Source organism: Marinobacter sp. F4206, assembly GCF_019392195.1.
In the GTDB taxonomy this organism is placed as follows: Bacteria; Pseudomonadota; Gammaproteobacteria; order Pseudomonadales; family Oleiphilaceae; genus Marinobacter.
Window position 1 is genome coordinate 1911985 of the sequence record NZ_JAHXKI010000002.1, and the last position, 17798, is coordinate 1929782.

Here is a 17798-nt window from a genome sequence, read left to right on the forward strand (position 1 = left end):
GCTCAGGCCCTGACGGCCCGGGCGGTGTCCTTCTTCGAGTCGGTCGCAGCGGACTGACTGCCACGACGTGGCGCAATGTTTTCCAGCTTGCGCTGTTTCTCGTAGAGGAACTTCAGCACGTCCTGGCGGTAGTGCACATAGGTGGGATCGTCGGCCAGGGTGACCCGGTTCCGGGGCCTCGGCAGGTCAATGTGCAGGTCTTCGCCGACGGTCGCCGCCGGGCCATTGGTCATCATGATAATGCGATCGGACAGCAGCACCGCTTCGTCGACATCGTGGGTAATCATGATCACCGTATTGTTCAGTTCCTGCTGGATGTCCATCAGTGAGTCCTGCAGATGGGCCCGGGTGAGGGCGTCCAGTGCCCCGAACGGCTCGTCCATCAGCAGCACGCTGGGTTTCATCGCCAGGGCCCGGGCGATGCCCACCCGCTGGGCCATGCCCCCGGAGATCTCCCCCGGCCGCTTGTTCGCGGCGTGGGCCATGTTTACCAGTTCCAGGTTGTGGTGAATCCAGTCCCGGCGTTCCTGCCTGGCCATGGATTTGCGGAACACCTGCTGCACCGCCAGTTCGACGTTCTCGTACACCGTCAGCCAGGGCATCAGGGCATGGTTCTGGAAGACCACCGCCCGCTCCGGACCCGGGGAGTTCACCTCATGGCCGTCCAGTACGCAGCCACCCCGGGTAGCCTGTAACAGCCCGGCGACGATGTTCAGGACCGTGGATTTGCCGCAACCGGAATGGCCGATCAGCGACACAAACTCGCCCTTCTTGATCTTCAGGTCGACGTTGTCCAGGGCGACAAATGAGCCCTTGGGGGTGTCGAAGGCCATTTCGACCCCGGTCAGTTCCAAATGCGCTTTACTCATGATCATCTCCGTTATTCGTTCCAGGCGACTTTCTTCTGGATCAACAGCATGATGCGATCCAGCAGGAAGCCGATAAATCCGATGGCCAGTACCGCCACCATAATCCGGCTCAGGGACTGGCTGCTGCCGTTCTGGAACTCGTCCCAGACAAACTTCCCGAGGCCCGGGCTCTGGGCCAGCATCTCGGCGGCAATCAGCACCATCCAGGCAATGCCCAGGGATACCCGAAGGCCGGTGAAGATCATCGGCACCGAGGATGGCAGCACCACTTTTCTGACGTGGGTCCAGAACGACAGCCGCAGGACCCGGGACACGTTCAGCAGGTCCGGATTCACCGCGGCCACGCCAACGCTGGTGTTGATCAGGGTGGGCCAGAGGCTGCACAGGGTCACCGTGATCATCGAAGTCAGGAACGACTTCTCGAACATCGGATCGTCACTGACGTAGGTGGCCGACACCACCATGGTCACCAACGGCAGCCAGGCCAGGGGCGAAACCGGCTTGAAGATCTGAATCAAGGGGTTCACGGCCGCCTGAAAGTAGCGGTTCAGGCCAAACACGATGCCCAGTGGTACCGCGATGACCGTGGCGAGCAGGAACCCCGCCAGTACCGTGATCAGGCTGGTGACCACCTGGTCGAGGAAGGTCGGGGCACCCGGGTAGGCGCGGATCCTGACCTCTGCCTCCGGATTGTCGGCCAGGATCCGGGCATTCCGCTCCTCCTGCATGGTCACGAACTTGTCCGCCCGGTCACGCTGGTTGCTGTGCTCCTGCCACAGCTGGCCACCCTGCTCCCAGACCTGGGCCGGCCCGGGAAAGGTCCCGAGTGACGTGTCCACCTGGGGCGCGGCCAGATGCCAGAAGCCAAGGAAAATCAGGATGCCGATGGTCGGCAGCAACAGCTGCTTGCCGGTCTGGGCCAGCTCGACGCCGGTAAATCGGTCGGCCAGAGCTTTGAGCCAGCCGGATGCACTGGATCTGGACGTGGGGGTGGTTAACGTACTCATGTCGTTCTCCTGGAGTCTCCCGGTTACGGCGTCTCGGAGCCTTTGAGGCCGATGTCGAAGCTGTCTATGTAGGCATTCGGCTGGCGCGGCGTGAAGGCGATGCCATCAATCAGCTCACCCTGGTCCGGACGGGCGAAGTTTTCCTGGCCGAAGTCGGGGAAATCCTCAGCATTCATCAGGCCATCCTCGATCAGGGACTTGGCCGCCTCGGCATAGATGTCACCCCGGTAGACCCGGGCCGCAGTCTCCATGTACCAGTCGTCCGGCTTGGCTTCGGGAATCTGGCCCCAGCGACGCATTTGTGAGAGGTACCAGATGGCGTCGGACGGGTACGGGTAGGTGGCGTGGTAGCGGAAGAACACATTGAAGTCAGGCACTTCACGAACATCGCCCTTTTCGTACTCGAAGGTACCGGTCATGGAATTGGCAATGACTTCGGCATCGGCGCCGACGTAGCTGGGACGGGCCAGAATCTCGACCGCTTCCTCACGGTTGGCGTTGTTGTTCTCATCCAGCCAGTGGGCGGCGCGGATCAGGGCGCGCAGCAGGTGCAGGTGGGTGTTGGGATTCGCATCGGCCCAGGTCTGGGTAACGCCGAAGACTTTTTCCGGGTTGTTCGGCCAGATCTCGTAGTCGGTGATGACTGGCACCCCGATGCCCTTGAATACGGCCTGCTGGTTCCAGGGTTCGCCCACACAGTAGCCCTGGATGGTGCCGGCTTCCATGGTCGCGGGCATTTGCGGGGGTGGGGTCACCGACAGGTGCACGTCAGCGTCCAGGGTGCCGCTGGTATCGCCCCGCTGGGGCGCGTAGTAACCCGGATTCAGGCCGCCGGCGGCGAGCCAGTAGCGCAGCTCATAGTTGTGGGTGGAGACCGGGAACACCATGCCCATGCGGAAGCGTTCGCCCTGGGCCCGGGATTCCTCCACCACCGGTTTCAGTGCGCTGGCGCTGATCGGATGAACCGGGCTGCCATCCTGATCGGGGATGTGCTGGCTCATGGTTTCCCAGACGTCGTTCGACACGGTGATGCCATTGCCATTCAGGTCCATGCTGAACGCGGTGATGATGTCAGCCTGGGTGCCGTAGCCGATGGAGGCGCCCAGGGGTTGGCCGGCCAGCATGTGGGCACCGTCCAGTTCACCGGTAATCACGCGGTCCAGCAGGACTTTCCAGTTGGCCTGGGCTTCGAGTTCGACAAACAGGCCCTCGTCCATAAAGAAGCCCTGTTCCCAGGCGACGGCCAGGGGTGCCATGTCCGTCAGTTTGATGAAGCCGAGTTTCAGGTCCGGCTTTTCCGGCGCCCCGATTTCGGCCTGTGCCAATCCGGCGCTGGTCATCAGGGCGACCGCGGTGGCCAGCCCGGCCAGCTGTCTGAGTGTTCCGGTGACGGGTGTCAGGGATCTCTTCATGGTTCCTTACCTCTCGATGTTCTTTCAGGCAAAAAAAAGCGCCTGCTCTCCGTTTCCGGACAGCAGGCGCCTATGCCTGTCGAATCTGTGATGTTCTGAAATGTGCACTGGTCTGGTTTGCACAGCCTGTGCCAGTGATTAAAAGCGCTTCAAAAACAATGGGTAGGAAACATTGCCGCTCTCTCGGGTTGTTTTCGAGACGAGTTCGTGGGGTCGTTTTAGTGCGTACTGGTGGATTTTTGCACCATTGTGAATCGGTTGGCCGGGCACGGGAGCCGGCAGTGATCGGAGGCGCCCGAGTCAACAAAGCCCGTGAGCCACAGGTGTCAGGGCATCGAGCCAGAACCGCTGCACTCGGCTCGCGCTGGCCCTGTTATTGCAGAGGCTTCTCTCATTGCAAAGATAACTGCCAGAAAAACTGATCAATCATCGAAACCAGGCAAAGAAGCCCCTCCCCTGCCCAGCGAACTCTCCGCGTGCAGCCGAGGGGCTTTTTGTTTGTGGGCAAAAAAGAGGACGACACGTGGAAACCAAGCTTCACTACGACGCCGGGATTCAGACCACCTGCCCCTATTGTGGCGTCGGCTGCGGTGTCGTTGCCGGTCCCGGTCCCGATGGCGTTGCCGGCGATCAGCGTCACCCGGCGAATCAGGGTCGTCTGTGTGTCAAAGGGTCTGCGTTGCATGAAACCCTCACACCAACGGGCCGGCTGCTGGCGCCCCGGGTGGCGGGCGTGGAGTCCAACTGGCCGGACGCCCTGAAGGCTGTATCGGGCGCCATTCGAGAGGCCGTGGCCAAACACGGGCCCGGCTCGGTGGCCTTCTATCTTTCCGGCCAGCTGCTGACCGAAGACTATTACGTGGCCAACAAACTGGCCAAGGGGTTCATCGGTACACCCCATGTGGATACCAACTCCCGCCTGTGCATGTCGTCGGCGGTGGCGGCTCACAAACGGGCTTTCGGCGAGGATTGCGTGCCCGGCTGCTATGAGGATTTCGAGTTGGCGGATCTTCTGGTGCTGGCCGGCAGCAATGCGGCCTGGGCCCATCCGGTGCTGTATCAGCGGATGAAAGCCGCAAACCGGCCCGGGCGGCGGGTGGTGGTCATTGACCCCCGCCGAACCGCGACCGCCGAACTGGCGGACCTGCACCTGAAGCTGAAGCCGGGTACCGACACGATTCTGTTCAACGGGTTGCTGGTGTGGCTGGCCCGGCACAGGGCCATTGACCATGGTTATGTCGCCCGGCACTGTCACGGTTTCAAAGAAACTTTTGCCTCAGCCCTGGAGGCTGCGCCTTCGGTGGCGTCCGTCGCCGGGCACTGTGACCTTGAGGTCCGCGACGTTGAAAGCTTCTATCACTGGTTTGCGGAGACTGCGCGTACGGTCACGGCTTTTTCCCAGGGCATCAACCAGTCGGTGGCCGGCACGGATAAATGCAACGCGATCATTAATTGTCACCTGGCCACCGGTCGGGTCGGATTGCCCGGTGCCGGTCCCTTTTCGCTCACTGGGCAGCCCAATGCCATGGGTGGACGGGAGGTGGGCGGCCTGGCCAATACCCTGGCCGCACACATGGACTATGACAGCCCGGATGCCCGGGACCAGGTCGGCCGGTTCTGGGGCACGGAGGCCATCCCACAGGGGCCTGGCCTGAAGGCGGTGGATCTGTTTGAAGCGGTCCATCGGGGCGACATCAAGGTGCTCTGGATCATGGGCACCAACCCGGCGGTCAGCCTGCCCCGATCCTCGCGGGTGCGTGAGGCATTGGCCCGCTGCCCCACGGTGATCGTGTCCGACTGCATGGCGGAGACCGACACCACCGCGTTTGCTGACATCCTGCTGCCAGCGGCGGGATGGGGTGAGAAAAACGGGACCGTGACCAATTCGGAGCGCTGTATCTCGCGCCAGCGGTCGTTCTTGCCCCTGCCCGGCGAAGTGCGACCGGACTGGTGGATACTGAGTGCGGTGGCCGGGGCATTGGGCCATGGTCGGGCCTTTGATTACCGGACTCCGGCGGAGATATTCCGGGAGCATGCGGCGTTGTCCGGTCTGGCTGCCCGTGAGGCCTATGGCCAACGGAAGTTTGATATTGGCGCCCTGAGTGACGTGAGCGAATCCGCATACGACCGGATGGTGCCGCTGCAGTGGCCGGTGTCCGCGGACGTGGCGGGAAAGCTGTACGGAACCCGACGGTTGTATGCCGACGGCCATTTTTCAACCGTAGACGGGCGGGCACGGCTGGTCCCGGTGGCCTCGATTGTACCGGGGCAGATGCCGTCGACGGCCCATCCGATCGTGGTCAACGCGGGTCGGGTTCGCGACCAGTGGCACACCATGACCCGGACCGCCCTGGCGCCCCGTCTGCTGGCCCATCGCCCGGAACCGTTCATCGAGGTGCATCCGACGGATGCCCAGCGTCTGGGACTGCGGGAGGGTGAACTGGGTCGACTGACCGGCAGCGACAAGGGGGAGTACGTCGGGCGAGTCCGGATCACCACGGATCAGCGGCCGGGTGAGGCGTTTGTGCCTATCCACTGGAATCAGCAGTTTGCCTCCCAGGGCACGGCGACCAGCCTGATGATGCCAGTGACCGATCCGTTCTCCGGGCAGCCGGAAGGCAAACATGGCGTGGCCAGCCTGCAACCGGTGCCCAGCCGCTGGCATGCGCGATTGATGCGGCGATCGGGCCAGGACTGGCGGCCGGAACAGGCCAGTCCGGACGGTTACTGGAGCCGGCAACCGCTGAGTCACAGTGACAGTTGGTGGCTGGCGGGCAATCAGCCCGTGGACTGGGAACGTGAGGTGGACCTCTGGCTGGGTGGTGCACCGCAGATGCTGATGGGGGACCCGGCCTGCGGGCGCTTCCGTGCGGCCCGGATTCTGAAAGGCCAGCTCCAGGCGATTCTGCTGGTCGATACGGTGGTCACAGCCTTGCCGGATCTGGCCTGGCTGGATCAGTGTTTCGGGGCTGAAGGGTTGAGCCGGGAACAGCGCCAGTGTCTGCTTGCCGCGCGCTCGGTGGAGACGGAAGATACCGGGGCGCTGGTGTGTAGCTGTTTCCAGGTCGGTGAAAAACAGATTGCGACCGCCATCCGTGGCGGTAAAGACAGTGTCGAAGCCCTGGGCAAGGCGTTGAAGTGTGGCACCAACTGCGGCTCCTGTGTCCCGGAACTGCGCAGTCTGTTGAACGAAACCCGACCGCAACAGGCGACCGCAGCCACCTGACCCTGGCCCTCAGTTCAGCTTGCGGAGCATCTGGATCGGCACCCGGTAACGCGCGCTTGGGGCACACCCCGTCGCCCTGACGGTACAGGTCTTGCGGTTGACCCGGAGAATGTTGCCGCGGACCTCCCGGGGCCCCGAGCCAAAGGCGACGGCCTCGCCCACCTGCCAGTGGGATCGCTCCACCACCGGATCCGGCAATTCGAACGCGACATCGGACAATGCCACGCCACACTCGGCGGCCCGGTCAGCCAGTGCCTGCCGGGTCGCATCGGCGCCTCCGCTCTCGTACAAGCCATCCAGAATGCCGTAGAAGTGCCGGTTATGTACCGAGCCCCGGAATCGTTGCCCGGCGCTCTGCTGCAGCAGATGGGCAAATTCATGGCAGCAGGTGTGCGCCAGCAGGTTCAGTGGGCTCAATTGCCCACCGAAATAACCCCGACGCCGGATTTCCCGACTGGATAGCCAGCCACTGGCGGTATGGGGCTGGTGCTTGGCCTCAATCATTCGCACGCCGTAGGTGATGAGGTGTTGTTGCTGCTGCGGGTCAAAGCGATGGTAAGTGGCCTGGCCAGAACCCACCCGACAGATCAGGAAGCTGCCCGGAGTCCGGTCCCGGACCCAGCCAGCGGCGGGTCGCCAGAGCACATCAACGGTGGTGTCGCACATCAGTTGGCCGACTTGCCGGGCCTGGGCACTTTTCATCAAGCGGGTACTTTATTCAACGGCATTGGCCTTCATGATACCCGTTGCCTGTTCCGGGGTAAAAATCAAAACGGCCGGCCCGGAGGCCAGCCGCAGAGTCGTTGTCGCCTCCGAAGAATCAGGCTTCGAACGGCGAACGCCAGTCGTCGGCGCCGGAGGTGCCGGCAACGGCATGCTCCCAGGTTACCTTGCGGTAGGACACGGACACGGTAACCAGCTGGGTGAAATCAGCGTTGCTGGCATCCTGGCAGTGGGGCATGTTGCAGTTGATGTCGATGATGGTGGCATCCTCGAGGATGGTGGAGAAGAAATGCTCCTGCTTGCCTTCAACGGAGGTGCGATACCACTTAAGCTCAACCTTGGGCAGCATTTCGCCAGAGGCCAGGGCGTTGTACATCAGCGGCGTAGCCTTGTTCAGCGCAGAGGTGAATTTGAATGGCTTGTGTACCCGCTGACCGGAGGGCTGGCCCGATTGCGGGTCCGTCGGCACGGTGACCACGTGGCTGAATTCCTGAACCAGGATTTCGTCTTCGTGACCTTCCACGTAGATGTTGCCCACGGAATCGGAAGTGAATGCACCGGCGGTGATGTTGCCCTGAGTCTGGCCTTCGATACTGATGTAACAAGGAGTTGGCATAGTCTGCTCCATGACGTGTGAATAAAAAGCTGTCCCTGAGGTCTGTCCCTGGACGCCGATGCCGGTACAAGTGCTGTGCCAGCTATGGAAAAGGCATATAAATCAATAATAAATGGGCTTCCTGGGTAGGCAGGGACCGGTGCGAGGCAAACCCCTACCCGCGTACCGGGCCAGCGATTGCTGGCCGGGCAACAATTGGCCCGCTGGGTCTCAGTCGAAGGCGAGGGTGGCCAGCAGTGCCAGAAACAGCAGTGCGGACACACTTTGCCAGAAGGTCACCGGGTGTCGCTCCATCAAGGGCGGCCGGCGCCGGGTCTGCCAGTCCGTTCCGGGCTGGCGCAGGTCGTGGAGAAATTCGGACAGGGCCGGATAACGGCGGTGGGGTTCGGGATGCAGGGCCCGGCCGAGGGCGTCATCGACCCACACCGGTACATCCTCGCGGTAGGGTCGGGCGGACTGGTAGGTGAGCCGGCGCTGGTGGCTGCGGTTGCGAATCCGCGGCACTTCGGCCTCGTAGGGCAACCGGCCGGTAAGCAGCTGGTAGGCGATAACCGCGAGTGAGAACTGGTCGGCGCGCCAGCTGGCGGGTTCCCCCAGGAAGGTTTCCGGAGCACTGTACAGGGCCGCGCCCCGGGGATGCGCGGCTTCTTCGTGGTCGTTCAGTTCCTGCAGGCCGGCGACCCGGGTGGCGCCGAAGTCGATCAGGGTAACGGTGCCCTCGGCGTCCACCAGTATGTTCTCCGGTTTCAGGTCCTGATGCACCATTTCCAGTCGGTGGAAGGCTCGCAGCCCCCGCCCGACTTGCTCGATGAGGCCGCGGACGGTTTCCAGATCCGGGGCCGGGTGATCCAGCATCCACTGCTTGAGGGTCCGACCCGCCACAAAGTGCGTCACCAGGTACATACAGCTGCGCGGTCGTTCCGGGGCAAACGGTCGAACCACGTGGGGATTGCTGATGCGCCGGGCAATCCACTCCTCGGCCGCGAACTGTTCCAGGTATTGCGGGTCTTCGCGTAAATCCATGGACGGCGTCTTGATAACCACCGGTGTCTCGCTGGCCTCGTCCACCGCCTGGAAGACGTGACTGCGGCCGCTGGCGTGGATCTGCCGGACAATGCGGTAGCCATCGATGATCTGGCCGGGCGTCAGCTCCGGGGCAAACGGCAACTGACCCAGCTCCCGGTAGAGCTCGCCGGCCTCGCGCGCATCCGGAACGGCATCAATCCGGACAATCTGCACCGTCAGATTGTCGTCGCTGCCGGCTGCCAGGGCGGCCCGGGCAATCGCCTGGGCCGCGGTAGTCAGGTCGTCACCTTCGTGCTGGAGCAGGCGGGTGATCTCGGCTTCCGGCAGGTGCTCGTAGATGCCGTCGGTGGTGAGCAGGAACAGGTCACCGGCGCGCAGTGGTGTCTGGCGGTAATCAATGTCGAGCCGGTGTTCCATGCCCATGGCCCGGGTCAGGCAACTCTCGGTACGGGACAGCCAGAGCCGGTGGTCCGTGCTCAACTGTTCCAGTGCGCGGTTCTGGACCCGGTATACCCGGGAGTCGCCGACATTGAAAATGTGCGCCGTGGTGGACTTCAGGACCATCACGCTCAGGGTGCAGACGTAACCGCGGTCCCGGTCATACCGGTACTGGCTCTGTCGGGTCTGGGCATGTAACCAGGCGTTGGTCGCCCGGAGCACGCGCTGGGCCGACTGCTTCACCGACCAGGTTTCCGGGGTCGAGAAATAGTCGCTGAGGAAGCCTGCCACGGCCGATTCGCTGGCCACCTGGCTGACATTGCTGGAACTGATGCCGTCCGCGATGGCAATGGCGATGCCTTTGGTGACCCGCTGGTGATCATCCGGAATCATCAGGCCGTGGAAATCCTGATTCACGGCTTTCAGGCCCTTGTCAGAATACTGGCCGACCGAAATTTCCAGGGCAGCAGTCATAAATCAGCCCCCGTCCGGCTGTGAACCCGGCGGGGGCAATCCGGCCTGCGCGGCGGCCGGGACAGTGCAAGGATCAGGCACGGTTGGCCAGAGCGGAGTCGTCATAGGCGGCTGGAGCTGGACGCTTCGGAGCTGTGCGTACGTGCGTGGTGTACAGCGTGAGGCCGGTAAAGGCGAGGCCGCCCACCAGGTTGCCCAGTACGGTCGGAATCTCGTTCCACCAGAGGTAGTCCATGACCGAGAATTCACCGCCCATGATGATGGCCGACGGGAACAGGAACATGTTCACGATGGAATGCTCGAAGCCCATGAAGAAGAACAGCATGATCGGCATCCACATGGCCAGCACCTTGCCGCTCACGTTGGTGGAGATCATGGCGCCAACGACACCCATGGAGACCATCCAGTTGCACAGCATGCCGCGGATGAAGATGGTGGCCCAGCCTGCCGCCCCGTACTCAGCGTAACCCAGGGTCCGGGCCTCACCGACGCTGGCGATCTTGGCGCCAACGGCGCCGGGGTCGGTGTTGAAGCCGTAGGTGAAGATGAAGGCCATCATGAAGGCGACGGTCAGGGCGCCACCGAGGTTGCCCAGAAAAACCCAGCCCCAGTTACGCAGGATGGCTTTCGGCGTTACCCCCGGACGTTTGTCGAGCAGCGCCAGCGGGGTCAGCATGAACACCCCGGTCAGCAGGTCGAAGCCCATGAGGTACAACATGCAGAAACCGATCGGGAACAGAATGGCGCCGATCAGGAAGACACCGGTCTCGACGGCAACGGTGATGGCAAACGCGGCCGCCAGGGCCAGGATGGCACCGGCCATGAAGGCCCGGATCAGCGTGTCCCGTGTCGACATGTAGATCTTTGATTCACCGGCGTCCACCATCTTGGTGACGAACTCCGAAGGTAAAATATAAGACATAACTGGTTCCTCTCGCCCACAAAAAAACGGCGCTACCCTCCCCATGCCGCGTTCGAGAGTGCAGGGGGTGAGCAGACGCCGTCGTCTGAAAAGTATTCTGTCGCTGTGAACAGAGCCCACGTTGGCTCCGTTAGCTGAGGATTTGCAGAGACCGTGCCAGAGTAACTGTCGGCTTGTGAAAGGTTTTGTATTTCAGAAGGTTGTCAGAGTTGCTCGGGCGCGATGCGGGCGGTGCCGGGCTGGCGCTCCAACACCGGTCGCACCGGTTCAGTGCGTTAATCATTGCCATGCTGCACGCTGGAACAGATGTTTGAACGGTGTCAGCGAAGCCGGAACCGGACCGGGAGGGCGTAGCTGAAACGTTCGCCCGGCATTTCTGCTGGGACCGCCGGTAGCGGGGCCGCCTGCTCCAGCATGTCCAGTGCGGCACCGTCGAGCAGCCGGTGCCCCGAGCCGGTTTCAAGGCGGTGTGTCAGCAGGGAGCCGTCGCGCTGGAAACTGAAGACCACCACCGGCATGCCTTCCTGGCCCAGACGGCGGGCTCGCCTGGGGTAGTTGTAGAAGCGACTGAGGTGTCGGCTCAGACGGGTCAGGTAGTTGTCGACCTTGGCCGAGCGTCCGGCGGTGAGTTCAACCTGCTGAGTTGCGGGCTGCTGCGTGGGATCGGCGCTGGCGTTGGACGGAACCGGTTCTGCCGGCGTTGTCGGGGCTTTCTCGACAGTCGCCGGTGTTGGGTCCGGCGCGGGTTCGGGTACCGTTTCTGGCTCTGGCTCTGGCTCTGGCTCTGGCTCTGGCTCTGGCTCTGGCTCTGGCTCTGCGGGCGGAGTCGGTTCGGCTCGCTGGGGCATGGGGCTCGGCTTCCCGGTGGGCGCGGGCTCCGACGCCAGGCTGATCCGGATGGCTGGCGCCGTGCTGACGGCGGCATCCCCCAGTACCGGCAGTCGCAGGGGATGATCCGGGGTGATCAGCAGACCGGTCAGCAGGGTGATCAGGATGGCGAACAGCAGCAAACCGACACGCACAAAACGGGGAGAATCGATCATGATGCCGGTTCCGTCAACAACACAAGCTCGGTGAAACCACCCCGCTCAAGAACCCGGAACAGGGCTTCCAGGTCGGTCATGGCGATGGAACCGGCGGCGGCGATTTTCAGGGGGCGGTCGGAATCGGGTGGCGGCAGGCGCCGGATCAGCTTGTCGGCGGGGAGTGAGTCACCGACAACCTGCCAGTCGCCGCTGGCGGTGACCAACAGATCGGCATGGGGTGCCTGCTGGGTGAGATCCGAGGCGCCCGGCAGCTCCGGTAAGGGTTCATCCGCAATCTGACCGGCGACAATGAAGAACATCAACAGCAGGAACACCAGATTGATCAGCGGGAGCAGCGCATCTTCCACGCGCTCCATCAAGGTCTTGCCGGAGGTCGACGGCGGGGGAACCAGGTGGGTCATGGCGTCTGTGTGGTCGCTCGTTTCCAGTGGGTTTTGATACCGGCGCTGTCGAGTCCGCTAAGGGTCCGGGTAAAATTCCCAAGCCGGGTGTCGGGGCGGGTGCTGAGATTTACCTCGGCGATGCCGCTGGCTGTCAGTTCAGTGATCAGATCCTCCAACCCAAGGGTTTGAGCCTGCCACTTCACCTCGCCGTTTCCGGTGATGATCAGTTCCGGAATCGACTGCCCGTCCGCGGACGGGCCTTCCGGACTGGCATTTGCGAGTTCCAGAAAACCGACCGGCGACAACCGGCTGGTGAGCATGAAGAACACCAAAAGGATGAACACCACGTCGATAAGCGGGGTCATTCGAATGGGGATGGGCCGCCTCGGGCGAGGTTCAACCAGTTGCATGGGCGAAGCGCTGTCGGCCTTGGTGCTGATCGTCCTGGGCGGTTGCCGGAGGCCTTCGGTCACTGACCGCGGAGGCTGGTTGCGCTGCTGTGGTCGGTGCCGTGGGCGCGGCCGCGTCGGCGTTGTCGGCGGCATTCAGTACCGTGACGAGGGTGCTGTCGATGGTCTTGTGAATCCGCCGCAGCCGGAATTCGATCCAGGCCGCCAGCGCCGCAAAGGGGATGGCGATGATCAGGCCCGCGGCGGTTGTGGTCAGGGCCTCGTAGATTCCACCGCTCAGCTGGGCGGCATTGGCGCGGCCTTCCGTCGCGGCCATGGCACTGAAGGCGTCCATCATGCCCATGACGGTTCCCAGTAACCCGAGAAGCGGGGCCAGGGCCGCGATCACTTCAATGATTTTCAGGGGCGCCTCAAAAGGTTCCAGGGCCTGTTGGGCGTCCCGTGCCGCCGTGCTTCGAATTCGCTCGCTGTCCTGCTGTTGCTGACAGGCTTCGATGGTATTGGCAACAAGGCGGAACAGGGGGTTCAGCCGAGCGAACCCACTGACCTGTCGGCGCAGTCTTGCCGGTTGCACGTCCGCGGGTGTTTGTTGCCACATTGTCACAATTTTTTTAAGTCTGGTGGTCAGACGGGGCGCGTACAACGTGCCCATAAGCATCAGATAGACGAACGTAATTGCCCCTGCCATGGCAATAGCCAGAAGCACCATCATGACCGGTCCGCCCATCTCGAACAAACGGGAGAGCAGGTCGCGAAGCGGTTCGGTTGAGGGGTGCAGGGCCGTGTCGGGCATGGTATTCGCCTCGAATTGAAATTGGTGATCTAAATAATAACGATTATCAATAACTTTGCAAGGTGTAACCTGACATTCCCGGAGGCTCTGTTAAAATTCGTACAAATAACAGCCATCAAGACACGCTGCCATCAGAGGTGCGGCGACCAGGAGTGGAGAGTCTCTATTTACCGTAACGCCCACGTATCCGGAGCCGGATTTCTGCGATGATTAAACGCTGGTTCGGGAGCCTCGTTAATCGCGCGGTGGCTCTGGTGGTTCTTGTCATCCTGTTGGCCGCGGTGGTGGTCACCATTGCCGGTTCCCTGCTCAGTCGCGGTGAACTGGAGCAGCAGGCGAAAAACCAGGTCGAAACCATGGCCCGGCTGGTGTCGGGGGAGCTGGACGACAAGCTCGCCCTGAGACTGGAGACGCTCAGCCACGTCGCCGAGAGTTTCACTATGGATGAGGCGGCTCTGGATGTCCGCGCCCGGATCCTGATTCGCCAGCAAACCGCGCTCCAGCACCTGTTTGATGGCCTCTACCTGATTGATGCCACCGGGCGGGTTCTCGCCGAGTATCCCGAAGCATTCGAGCAAACCGGTCTGGATGTCAGCGACCGGGAATATTTCCAGAATGTGTCTCAGCACATGACGCCGGTGATCAGCGATCCCTACGTGTCCAATTATCAGGACAAGCCGGCGGTCATGATCGCTGCGCCGGTTTTTGATCACCGGCAAAAGTACCTTGGCATGATCGGAGGAGCCATTCTTCTCAAGGGCTCCAACTTCATGGAGGAGTTCGCCGGTCTCCGGATCGGCAAGACCGGTTACCTCGAGATTGGCACCCGTAGCGGGGTTACCCTGGCCCATGGCCGCACCGATGAGGTGATGGTCCCGGTACGGGTGGAGAATCCCGTGCTCAAGGACGCCATGGGGGGCTTCGAGGGCACCCGGCAGACCCGCAATGGCAATGGCGACACCACCATCATGTCGGTGCAGCAGATGGCCCAGGTGCCCTGGTACGTGGCGGCGGTATGGCCGGCCCGGGAAGCCTTCGCCCCGATTACCCGCATGGCGGATGCGTTTGTCTGGACCCTGCTCGGGGTATTGGCGGTGATTGCGCCGCTGGCGCTGTGGGTTTTCCGCCGCCTGATGGCGCCGCTCCGGGCCCTGGGCAGGCAGATCAACGAACGTCATCTGGGGGTGCGTAACAATCCGGTGGATGTGTCCGGTGGCCGGGAAATTCGTCAGGTTGCCCAGATCTTCAACACGGTGATGGATGAACGGGAGGAAGTCCTGGGCTCACTGGCGGAGCGTGAAGCCTTCTTTCGATCACTGACCCAGAGTGCCCCGATCGGCATCGTCCAGACCGATGTCCTTGGCCGAATTGACTTTGTGAACCCTGCGTTTGAAAGCATCATCGGGCGTCCGGCCTCCGAGCTCCAGCATACCCACCTGATCAGCGGCATTTACGAGCCCGACCGTGACGCTGTTCTGGCCGGCTGGAAGCAGGCCCTCAGGAACAAGGAAATATTCCGGGGACGGTTCCGGATTCCGAGCCGGGGCGCGCGTGATCTGGTCTGGGGTGACGTCATGACGGCTGTCATTGAAACCCCCGACAAGGCACTGGGAAGCATAACGGTGGTTCGGGATATTTCCCGGGAACTGGAGGTTGAGGAAACACTGAGGGAGGAGCAGCAGCGGGCGGAAAACATCCTCGGCGTGCTCCAGGAAGGGGTCCTGATGGTGGACGTGCAGGGGCGCATCCGCTACGCCAACCAGGCCGCCTGCCGGTTCCTGGGTACCGACGGCAACTGCGTCAGGCGCAATTTCTTCGACCTGGTAATGATTGAGGCTGACGACAAGGCTCTGGCTCACACCGATTTCCTGACGGGTGAGGACGTGGACAGTCTGTACGGGACGCTGCGCAATCAGAAGGGTGAGATCTTCGACATTGACCTCACCATGCTCCACATCCGCAAGGGCAAGCAGAACGAGCGCATGGTGTTCGTGATCCGGGATGACAGCGAGCGCCGCCGCGAGGAAGAAAGGCTGTCCTGGGAGGCAAGCCACGACAGTCTCACCCAGCTGCTTAATCGTCGGGCATTCAGCGCGTCCCTGGTGAAATACCTGGCGGAAGTACCGCAGCAGTCTGTGCGCTCGGTGTTGATGCTGATCGATCTGGACCATTTCAAACCGGTCAACGATGAGGGTGGCCACCTGCTGGGTGATGACCTGCTGAAGCGGCTGGCGGACCTGTTCAAGGACGCGGTTCGGCAGTCGGACATCGTGGCCCGGTTGGGAGGGGACGAATTCGGTATCATTCTGCCCGCCTGTGGCCTTGAGCGGGCGGAGGCGCTGGCGGAGCGCATCCGTGCCCGGGTCCAGGACCTGCGTATTGAGCAGGATGGCCGAACCTTCGGGGTGACCGCCAGCATTGGCTTGACCGAGCTGACCCCGGGCGACAGCGGCCCCCGGGAAGTGGTGTCCCGTGCCGACGAAGGCTCTTACATCGCCAAGTCCCGTGGCCGTAACGCCGTGGTGGTGGTTCCCGCGCCCTCGGACGATCCGGGGCCGGCCCTGCCCTGAGCCGTCAGCCCCACCAGCCTGCGGCGTTGGCCGCCTGCCACAACAGTCGCAACGCCAGTAGGGTCAGAATCAGATCAAAGGTGCGATGGAACCAGCGGTTGCTCAATGACCTGAGCAGATGCAGCCCCAGCCAGGTCCCGGCAAAGCCGCTGGCAATCATGGCCAGTATGAACGGCAGCCAATCCGGAAAGACAAAACCCGCGACGGTGAACACCAGAGCCTTGGGGGCATGCTGCAATGTCATGGCCGTGGCAAAGGTGGCGACCGTGGTGAACCGGTCGACATGGATCTGCTTGATGAAGGCCGCCACCAGAGGGCCGGTGGCGCCGACAAAGAGACTGACAAAACTGGTGAGCCCCGAGGCCAGAAAAATGCCGGGGGCACCAAAGGATGCCCTGGGCAGCGGCGGTCCCCAGCACAGGTAGAGAACAAACACGCCAATGGTCAGTTGCCACACCGGCGCCGGCAGGTCCACCAGCAGCCAGGCCCCGAGGGCCGCACCGACCACCACGCCCGGGGCAAACGCGGCAATTACCTTCCAGTCCACGTGCTTGCGAGTCAGCAGGGCCCGCCCGCCGTTCGAACCGAGCTGGATCATGCCATGGACCGGGATGATCGCGGCCGGCGGCATCCAGGTGGCCATCAGCACCAGCAGGAGAACGCCGCCACCGGCGCCAAGGCTGGCAGTGATCATGGACGTCAGGATCGAGCAGGCGAGCAGAAACACCGCGACAGGCATGCTCAGACTGTCCGGCAGCAGGGTTAATTCCATTCACAGAATTCCGTGGTGGCCAGCCGGGGGGACCGGCACAGGGCTTCCGTGGCCAGTTGAACGTCTGCCACGTAGTAAAGCGAGGCCAGCCCCAGGCGATCGCGGCCCAGGTTGTGGAAAACCATGCCGAAGGCGATGTCACCCGCGGTAAAACGCTCATGATGCTCGGCAAAGTAGGCAGCGGGTCTGGACAGATCGTCATCCACCAGCAGCGCTTCAACCCGGCCCGCACCGCCATGATAGGCCTGAACCAGCAGGAGGGTGAACAGGCGCTGTTGCTTGTTCTCGGGCAGATCGCCAAATCGTTCCTCAAAGACGGGCCGGAGGTTGCTGGCGTTCTGGTCCATCAGTCGCAGGGCACAGTCAATCTGCGCCAGTCGGTGCCAGTAGTTACGGGGTTTGATCCGGCAATCTGACAGCGCAGACGGTGACAGTTGCAGAATGCCGCGGGCATTGGCACCGGAGTGGGCCCGGACCTGCCCCCCGCTTTCGATCAGGATCTGGCCGGCGAGGTAGCGTGGCAGGGCCCGAGGCAGATTGAGCCGGTCCTGACCCATGCGGGTCCGGTACACATACATCAAGGCCTCGTGCAGCGATCCGGGCTTGTCGCCGGAGGCGAACGAGAGATCATCCCAGGCGCCCCAGAGACGATCGGCGGGCAAGGTGCCGAGATAGCGGGCCACGGCTTCGTCCAGGTTCACATGGGGCTGGTTGCAGGCGAGTGCGAACGGGTAGCCGGTCTGGCCGGTTTTCCCCGGCACCCAGGTGTCGGCCCGCTGGTTGTCATGCAGTGAACGCCGGGTCTCGTTCAGGCGTGCCTGGGTTTCGTCCCGGTCTGCACCGTCGGAAATCCAGGCCAGAAACTGTCCCCGCATATCGAACAGGATATGGCGATCGATGTCGGCGCAGTAGCCGGATTCCCGGAGTACCCAGCCACGAATGGTCAGGATGTTGCTGTAAACCCCCTGGCTGGCCCAGTAGGGCGTGTCGCGTACCACCCGGGTCCAGTCGGCCGGGGTCGTCGGTGCCTCTGCTTCGGCGCTGGCTTGATTCAGGGCAACGCACGCCAGGATGAAAATTAGCCAGAGCTGTCGTAAGCTCATCAGTCTCC

At 62.6% G+C, this 17798-nt stretch carries 15 protein-coding genes; 2 read left to right on the forward strand and 13 right to left on the reverse strand.

The window, feature by feature from the left end:
- Nucleotides 1-2: 2 nt before the first annotated feature.
- From KZO34_RS11090 to KZO34_RS11100, 3 genes are read right to left on the reverse strand one after another with little or no spacing between them, the layout of a single operon-like run.
- Nucleotides 3-869 (reverse strand): ABC transporter ATP-binding protein, encoded by an 867-nt coding sequence (locus KZO34_RS11090; protein WP_219476411.1) that lies wholly within the window; start codon nucleotides 867-869, stop codon nucleotides 3-5.
- Between the two features lie 11 nt (nucleotides 870-880).
- A complete protein-coding gene (locus KZO34_RS11095) occupies nucleotides 881-1876 on the reverse strand; it encodes an ABC transporter permease (RefSeq protein WP_219476414.1) in 996 nt (331 codons plus the stop codon).
- A 23-nt stretch (nucleotides 1877-1899) separates the two neighbouring features.
- Nucleotides 1900-3216: a CmpA/NrtA family ABC transporter substrate-binding protein gene (locus tag KZO34_RS11100; protein ID WP_257900393.1), complete on the reverse strand. Its 1317-nt coding sequence runs from the start codon at nucleotides 3214-3216 to the stop codon at nucleotides 1900-1902.
- Nucleotides 3217-3811: 595 nt separating this feature from the next.
- On the opposite strand from KZO34_RS11100, the gene KZO34_RS11105 reads away from it, so the two are divergent.
- Nucleotides 3812-6514 carry a nitrate reductase gene (locus KZO34_RS11105; protein WP_308318803.1) on the forward strand — a complete coding sequence of 901 codons (2703 nt, stop codon included), beginning with the start codon at nucleotides 3812-3814 and terminating at the stop codon, nucleotides 6512-6514.
- A gap of 9 nt (nucleotides 6515-6523) precedes the next feature.
- Here the strand turns inward: KZO34_RS11105 and KZO34_RS11110 are convergent, their stop codons facing one another.
- The 8 genes from KZO34_RS11110 to KZO34_RS11145 form a co-directional block, all read right to left on the reverse strand.
- Nucleotides 6524-7216, reverse strand: a complete 693-nt coding sequence (locus KZO34_RS11110; protein ID WP_257900258.1) for a hypothetical protein — start codon at nucleotides 7214-7216, stop codon at nucleotides 6524-6526.
- Nucleotides 7217-7334: 118 nt separating this feature from the next.
- Nucleotides 7335-7853, reverse strand: coding sequence for an Hcp family type VI secretion system effector (locus tag KZO34_RS11115; protein WP_219476417.1), 519 nt, complete (start codon nucleotides 7851-7853; stop codon nucleotides 7335-7337).
- A gap of 210 nt (nucleotides 7854-8063) precedes the next feature.
- On the reverse strand, nucleotides 8064-9791 hold the full coding sequence (locus tag KZO34_RS11120) for a bifunctional protein-serine/threonine kinase/phosphatase (protein WP_219476419.1): 1728 nt from the start codon (nucleotides 9789-9791) through the stop codon (nucleotides 8064-8066).
- Between the two features lie 73 nt (nucleotides 9792-9864).
- Nucleotides 9865-10713, reverse strand: coding sequence for a formate/nitrite transporter family protein (locus tag KZO34_RS11125; protein ID WP_219476421.1), 849 nt, complete (start codon nucleotides 10711-10713; stop codon nucleotides 9865-9867).
- A gap of 320 nt (nucleotides 10714-11033) precedes the next feature.
- Nucleotides 11034-11756 (reverse strand): energy transducer TonB, encoded by a 723-nt coding sequence (locus KZO34_RS11130; protein ID WP_219476423.1) that lies wholly within the window; start codon nucleotides 11754-11756, stop codon nucleotides 11034-11036.
- A complete protein-coding gene (locus tag KZO34_RS11135; RefSeq protein ID WP_219476425.1) occupies nucleotides 11753-12160 on the reverse strand; it encodes an ExbD/TolR family protein in 408 nt (135 codons plus the stop codon). The genes KZO34_RS11130 and KZO34_RS11135 overlap by 4 nt, the downstream gene beginning before the upstream one ends.
- Nucleotides 12157-12507, reverse strand: coding sequence for an ExbD/TolR family protein (locus tag KZO34_RS11140; protein WP_308318804.1), 351 nt, complete (start codon nucleotides 12505-12507; stop codon nucleotides 12157-12159). Before KZO34_RS11140 ends, KZO34_RS11135 begins: the two co-directional genes overlap by 4 nt.
- 31 nt (nucleotides 12508-12538) lie before the next feature.
- Nucleotides 12539-13345, reverse strand: coding sequence for a MotA/TolQ/ExbB proton channel family protein (locus KZO34_RS11145; RefSeq protein WP_219476429.1), 807 nt, complete (start codon nucleotides 13343-13345; stop codon nucleotides 12539-12541).
- Between the two features lie 206 nt (nucleotides 13346-13551).
- On the opposite strand from KZO34_RS11145, the gene KZO34_RS11150 reads away from it, so the two are divergent.
- On the forward strand, nucleotides 13552-15915 hold the full coding sequence (locus tag KZO34_RS11150) for a diguanylate cyclase domain-containing protein (RefSeq protein ID WP_219476431.1): 2364 nt from the start codon (nucleotides 13552-13554) through the stop codon (nucleotides 15913-15915).
- Between the two features lie 4 nt (nucleotides 15916-15919).
- Here the strand turns inward: KZO34_RS11150 and KZO34_RS11155 are convergent, their stop codons facing one another.
- A complete protein-coding gene (locus tag KZO34_RS11155) occupies nucleotides 15920-16687 on the reverse strand; it encodes a sulfite exporter TauE/SafE family protein (RefSeq protein WP_219476433.1) in 768 nt (255 codons plus the stop codon).
- Nucleotides 16678-17790 (reverse strand): lysozyme family protein, encoded by a 1113-nt coding sequence (locus KZO34_RS11160; RefSeq protein ID WP_308318805.1) that lies wholly within the window; start codon nucleotides 17788-17790, stop codon nucleotides 16678-16680. Before KZO34_RS11160 ends, KZO34_RS11155 begins: the two co-directional genes overlap by 10 nt.
- Between the last annotated feature and the right edge of the window lie 8 nt (nucleotides 17791-17798).

Bases quoted from the DNA above. Each gene is read 5' to 3' on its own strand.
- KZO34_RS11135 (WP_219476425.1), bottom strand. From the start codon at position 12,160: ATGACCCACCTGGTTCCCCCGCCGTCGACCTCCGGCAAGACCTTGATG.
- KZO34_RS11100 (WP_257900393.1), bottom strand. From the start codon at position 3,216: ATGACCAGCGCCGGATTGGCACAGGCCGAAATCGGGGCGCCGGAAAAG.
- KZO34_RS11155 (WP_219476433.1), bottom strand. From the start codon at position 16,687: ATGGAATTAACCCTGCTGCCGGACAGTCTGAGCATGCCTGTCGCGGTG.
- KZO34_RS11160 (WP_308318805.1), bottom strand. From the start codon at position 17,790: ATGAGCTTACGACAGCTCTGGCTAATTTTCATCCTGGCGTGCGTTGCC.
- KZO34_RS11125 (WP_219476421.1), bottom strand. From the start codon at position 10,713: ATGTCTTATATTTTACCTTCGGAGTTCGTCACCAAGATGGTGGACGCC.
- KZO34_RS11120 (WP_219476419.1), bottom strand. From the start codon at position 9,791: ATGACTGCTGCCCTGGAAATTTCGGTCGGCCAGTATTCTGACAAGGGC.
- KZO34_RS11115 (WP_219476417.1), bottom strand. From the start codon at position 7,853: ATGCCAACTCCTTGTTACATCAGTATCGAAGGCCAGACTCAGGGCAAC.
- KZO34_RS11130 (WP_219476423.1), bottom strand. From the start codon at position 11,756: ATGATCGATTCTCCCCGTTTTGTGCGTGTCGGTTTGCTGCTGTTCGCC.
- KZO34_RS11150 (WP_219476431.1), top strand. From the start codon at position 13,552: ATGATTAAACGCTGGTTCGGGAGCCTCGTTAATCGCGCGGTGGCTCTG.
- KZO34_RS11090 (WP_219476411.1), bottom strand. From the start codon at position 869: ATGAGTAAAGCGCATTTGGAACTGACCGGGGTCGAAATGGCCTTCGAC.
- KZO34_RS11140 (WP_308318804.1), bottom strand. From the start codon at position 12,507: ATGACCCCGCTTATCGACGTGGTGTTCATCCTTTTGGTGTTCTTCATG.
- KZO34_RS11095 (WP_219476414.1), bottom strand. From the start codon at position 1,876: ATGAGTACGTTAACCACCCCCACGTCCAGATCCAGTGCATCCGGCTGG.
- KZO34_RS11110 (WP_257900258.1), bottom strand. From the start codon at position 7,216: ATGAAAAGTGCCCAGGCCCGGCAAGTCGGCCAACTGATGTGCGACACC.
- KZO34_RS11145 (WP_219476429.1), bottom strand. From the start codon at position 13,345: ATGCCCGACACGGCCCTGCACCCCTCAACCGAACCGCTTCGCGACCTG.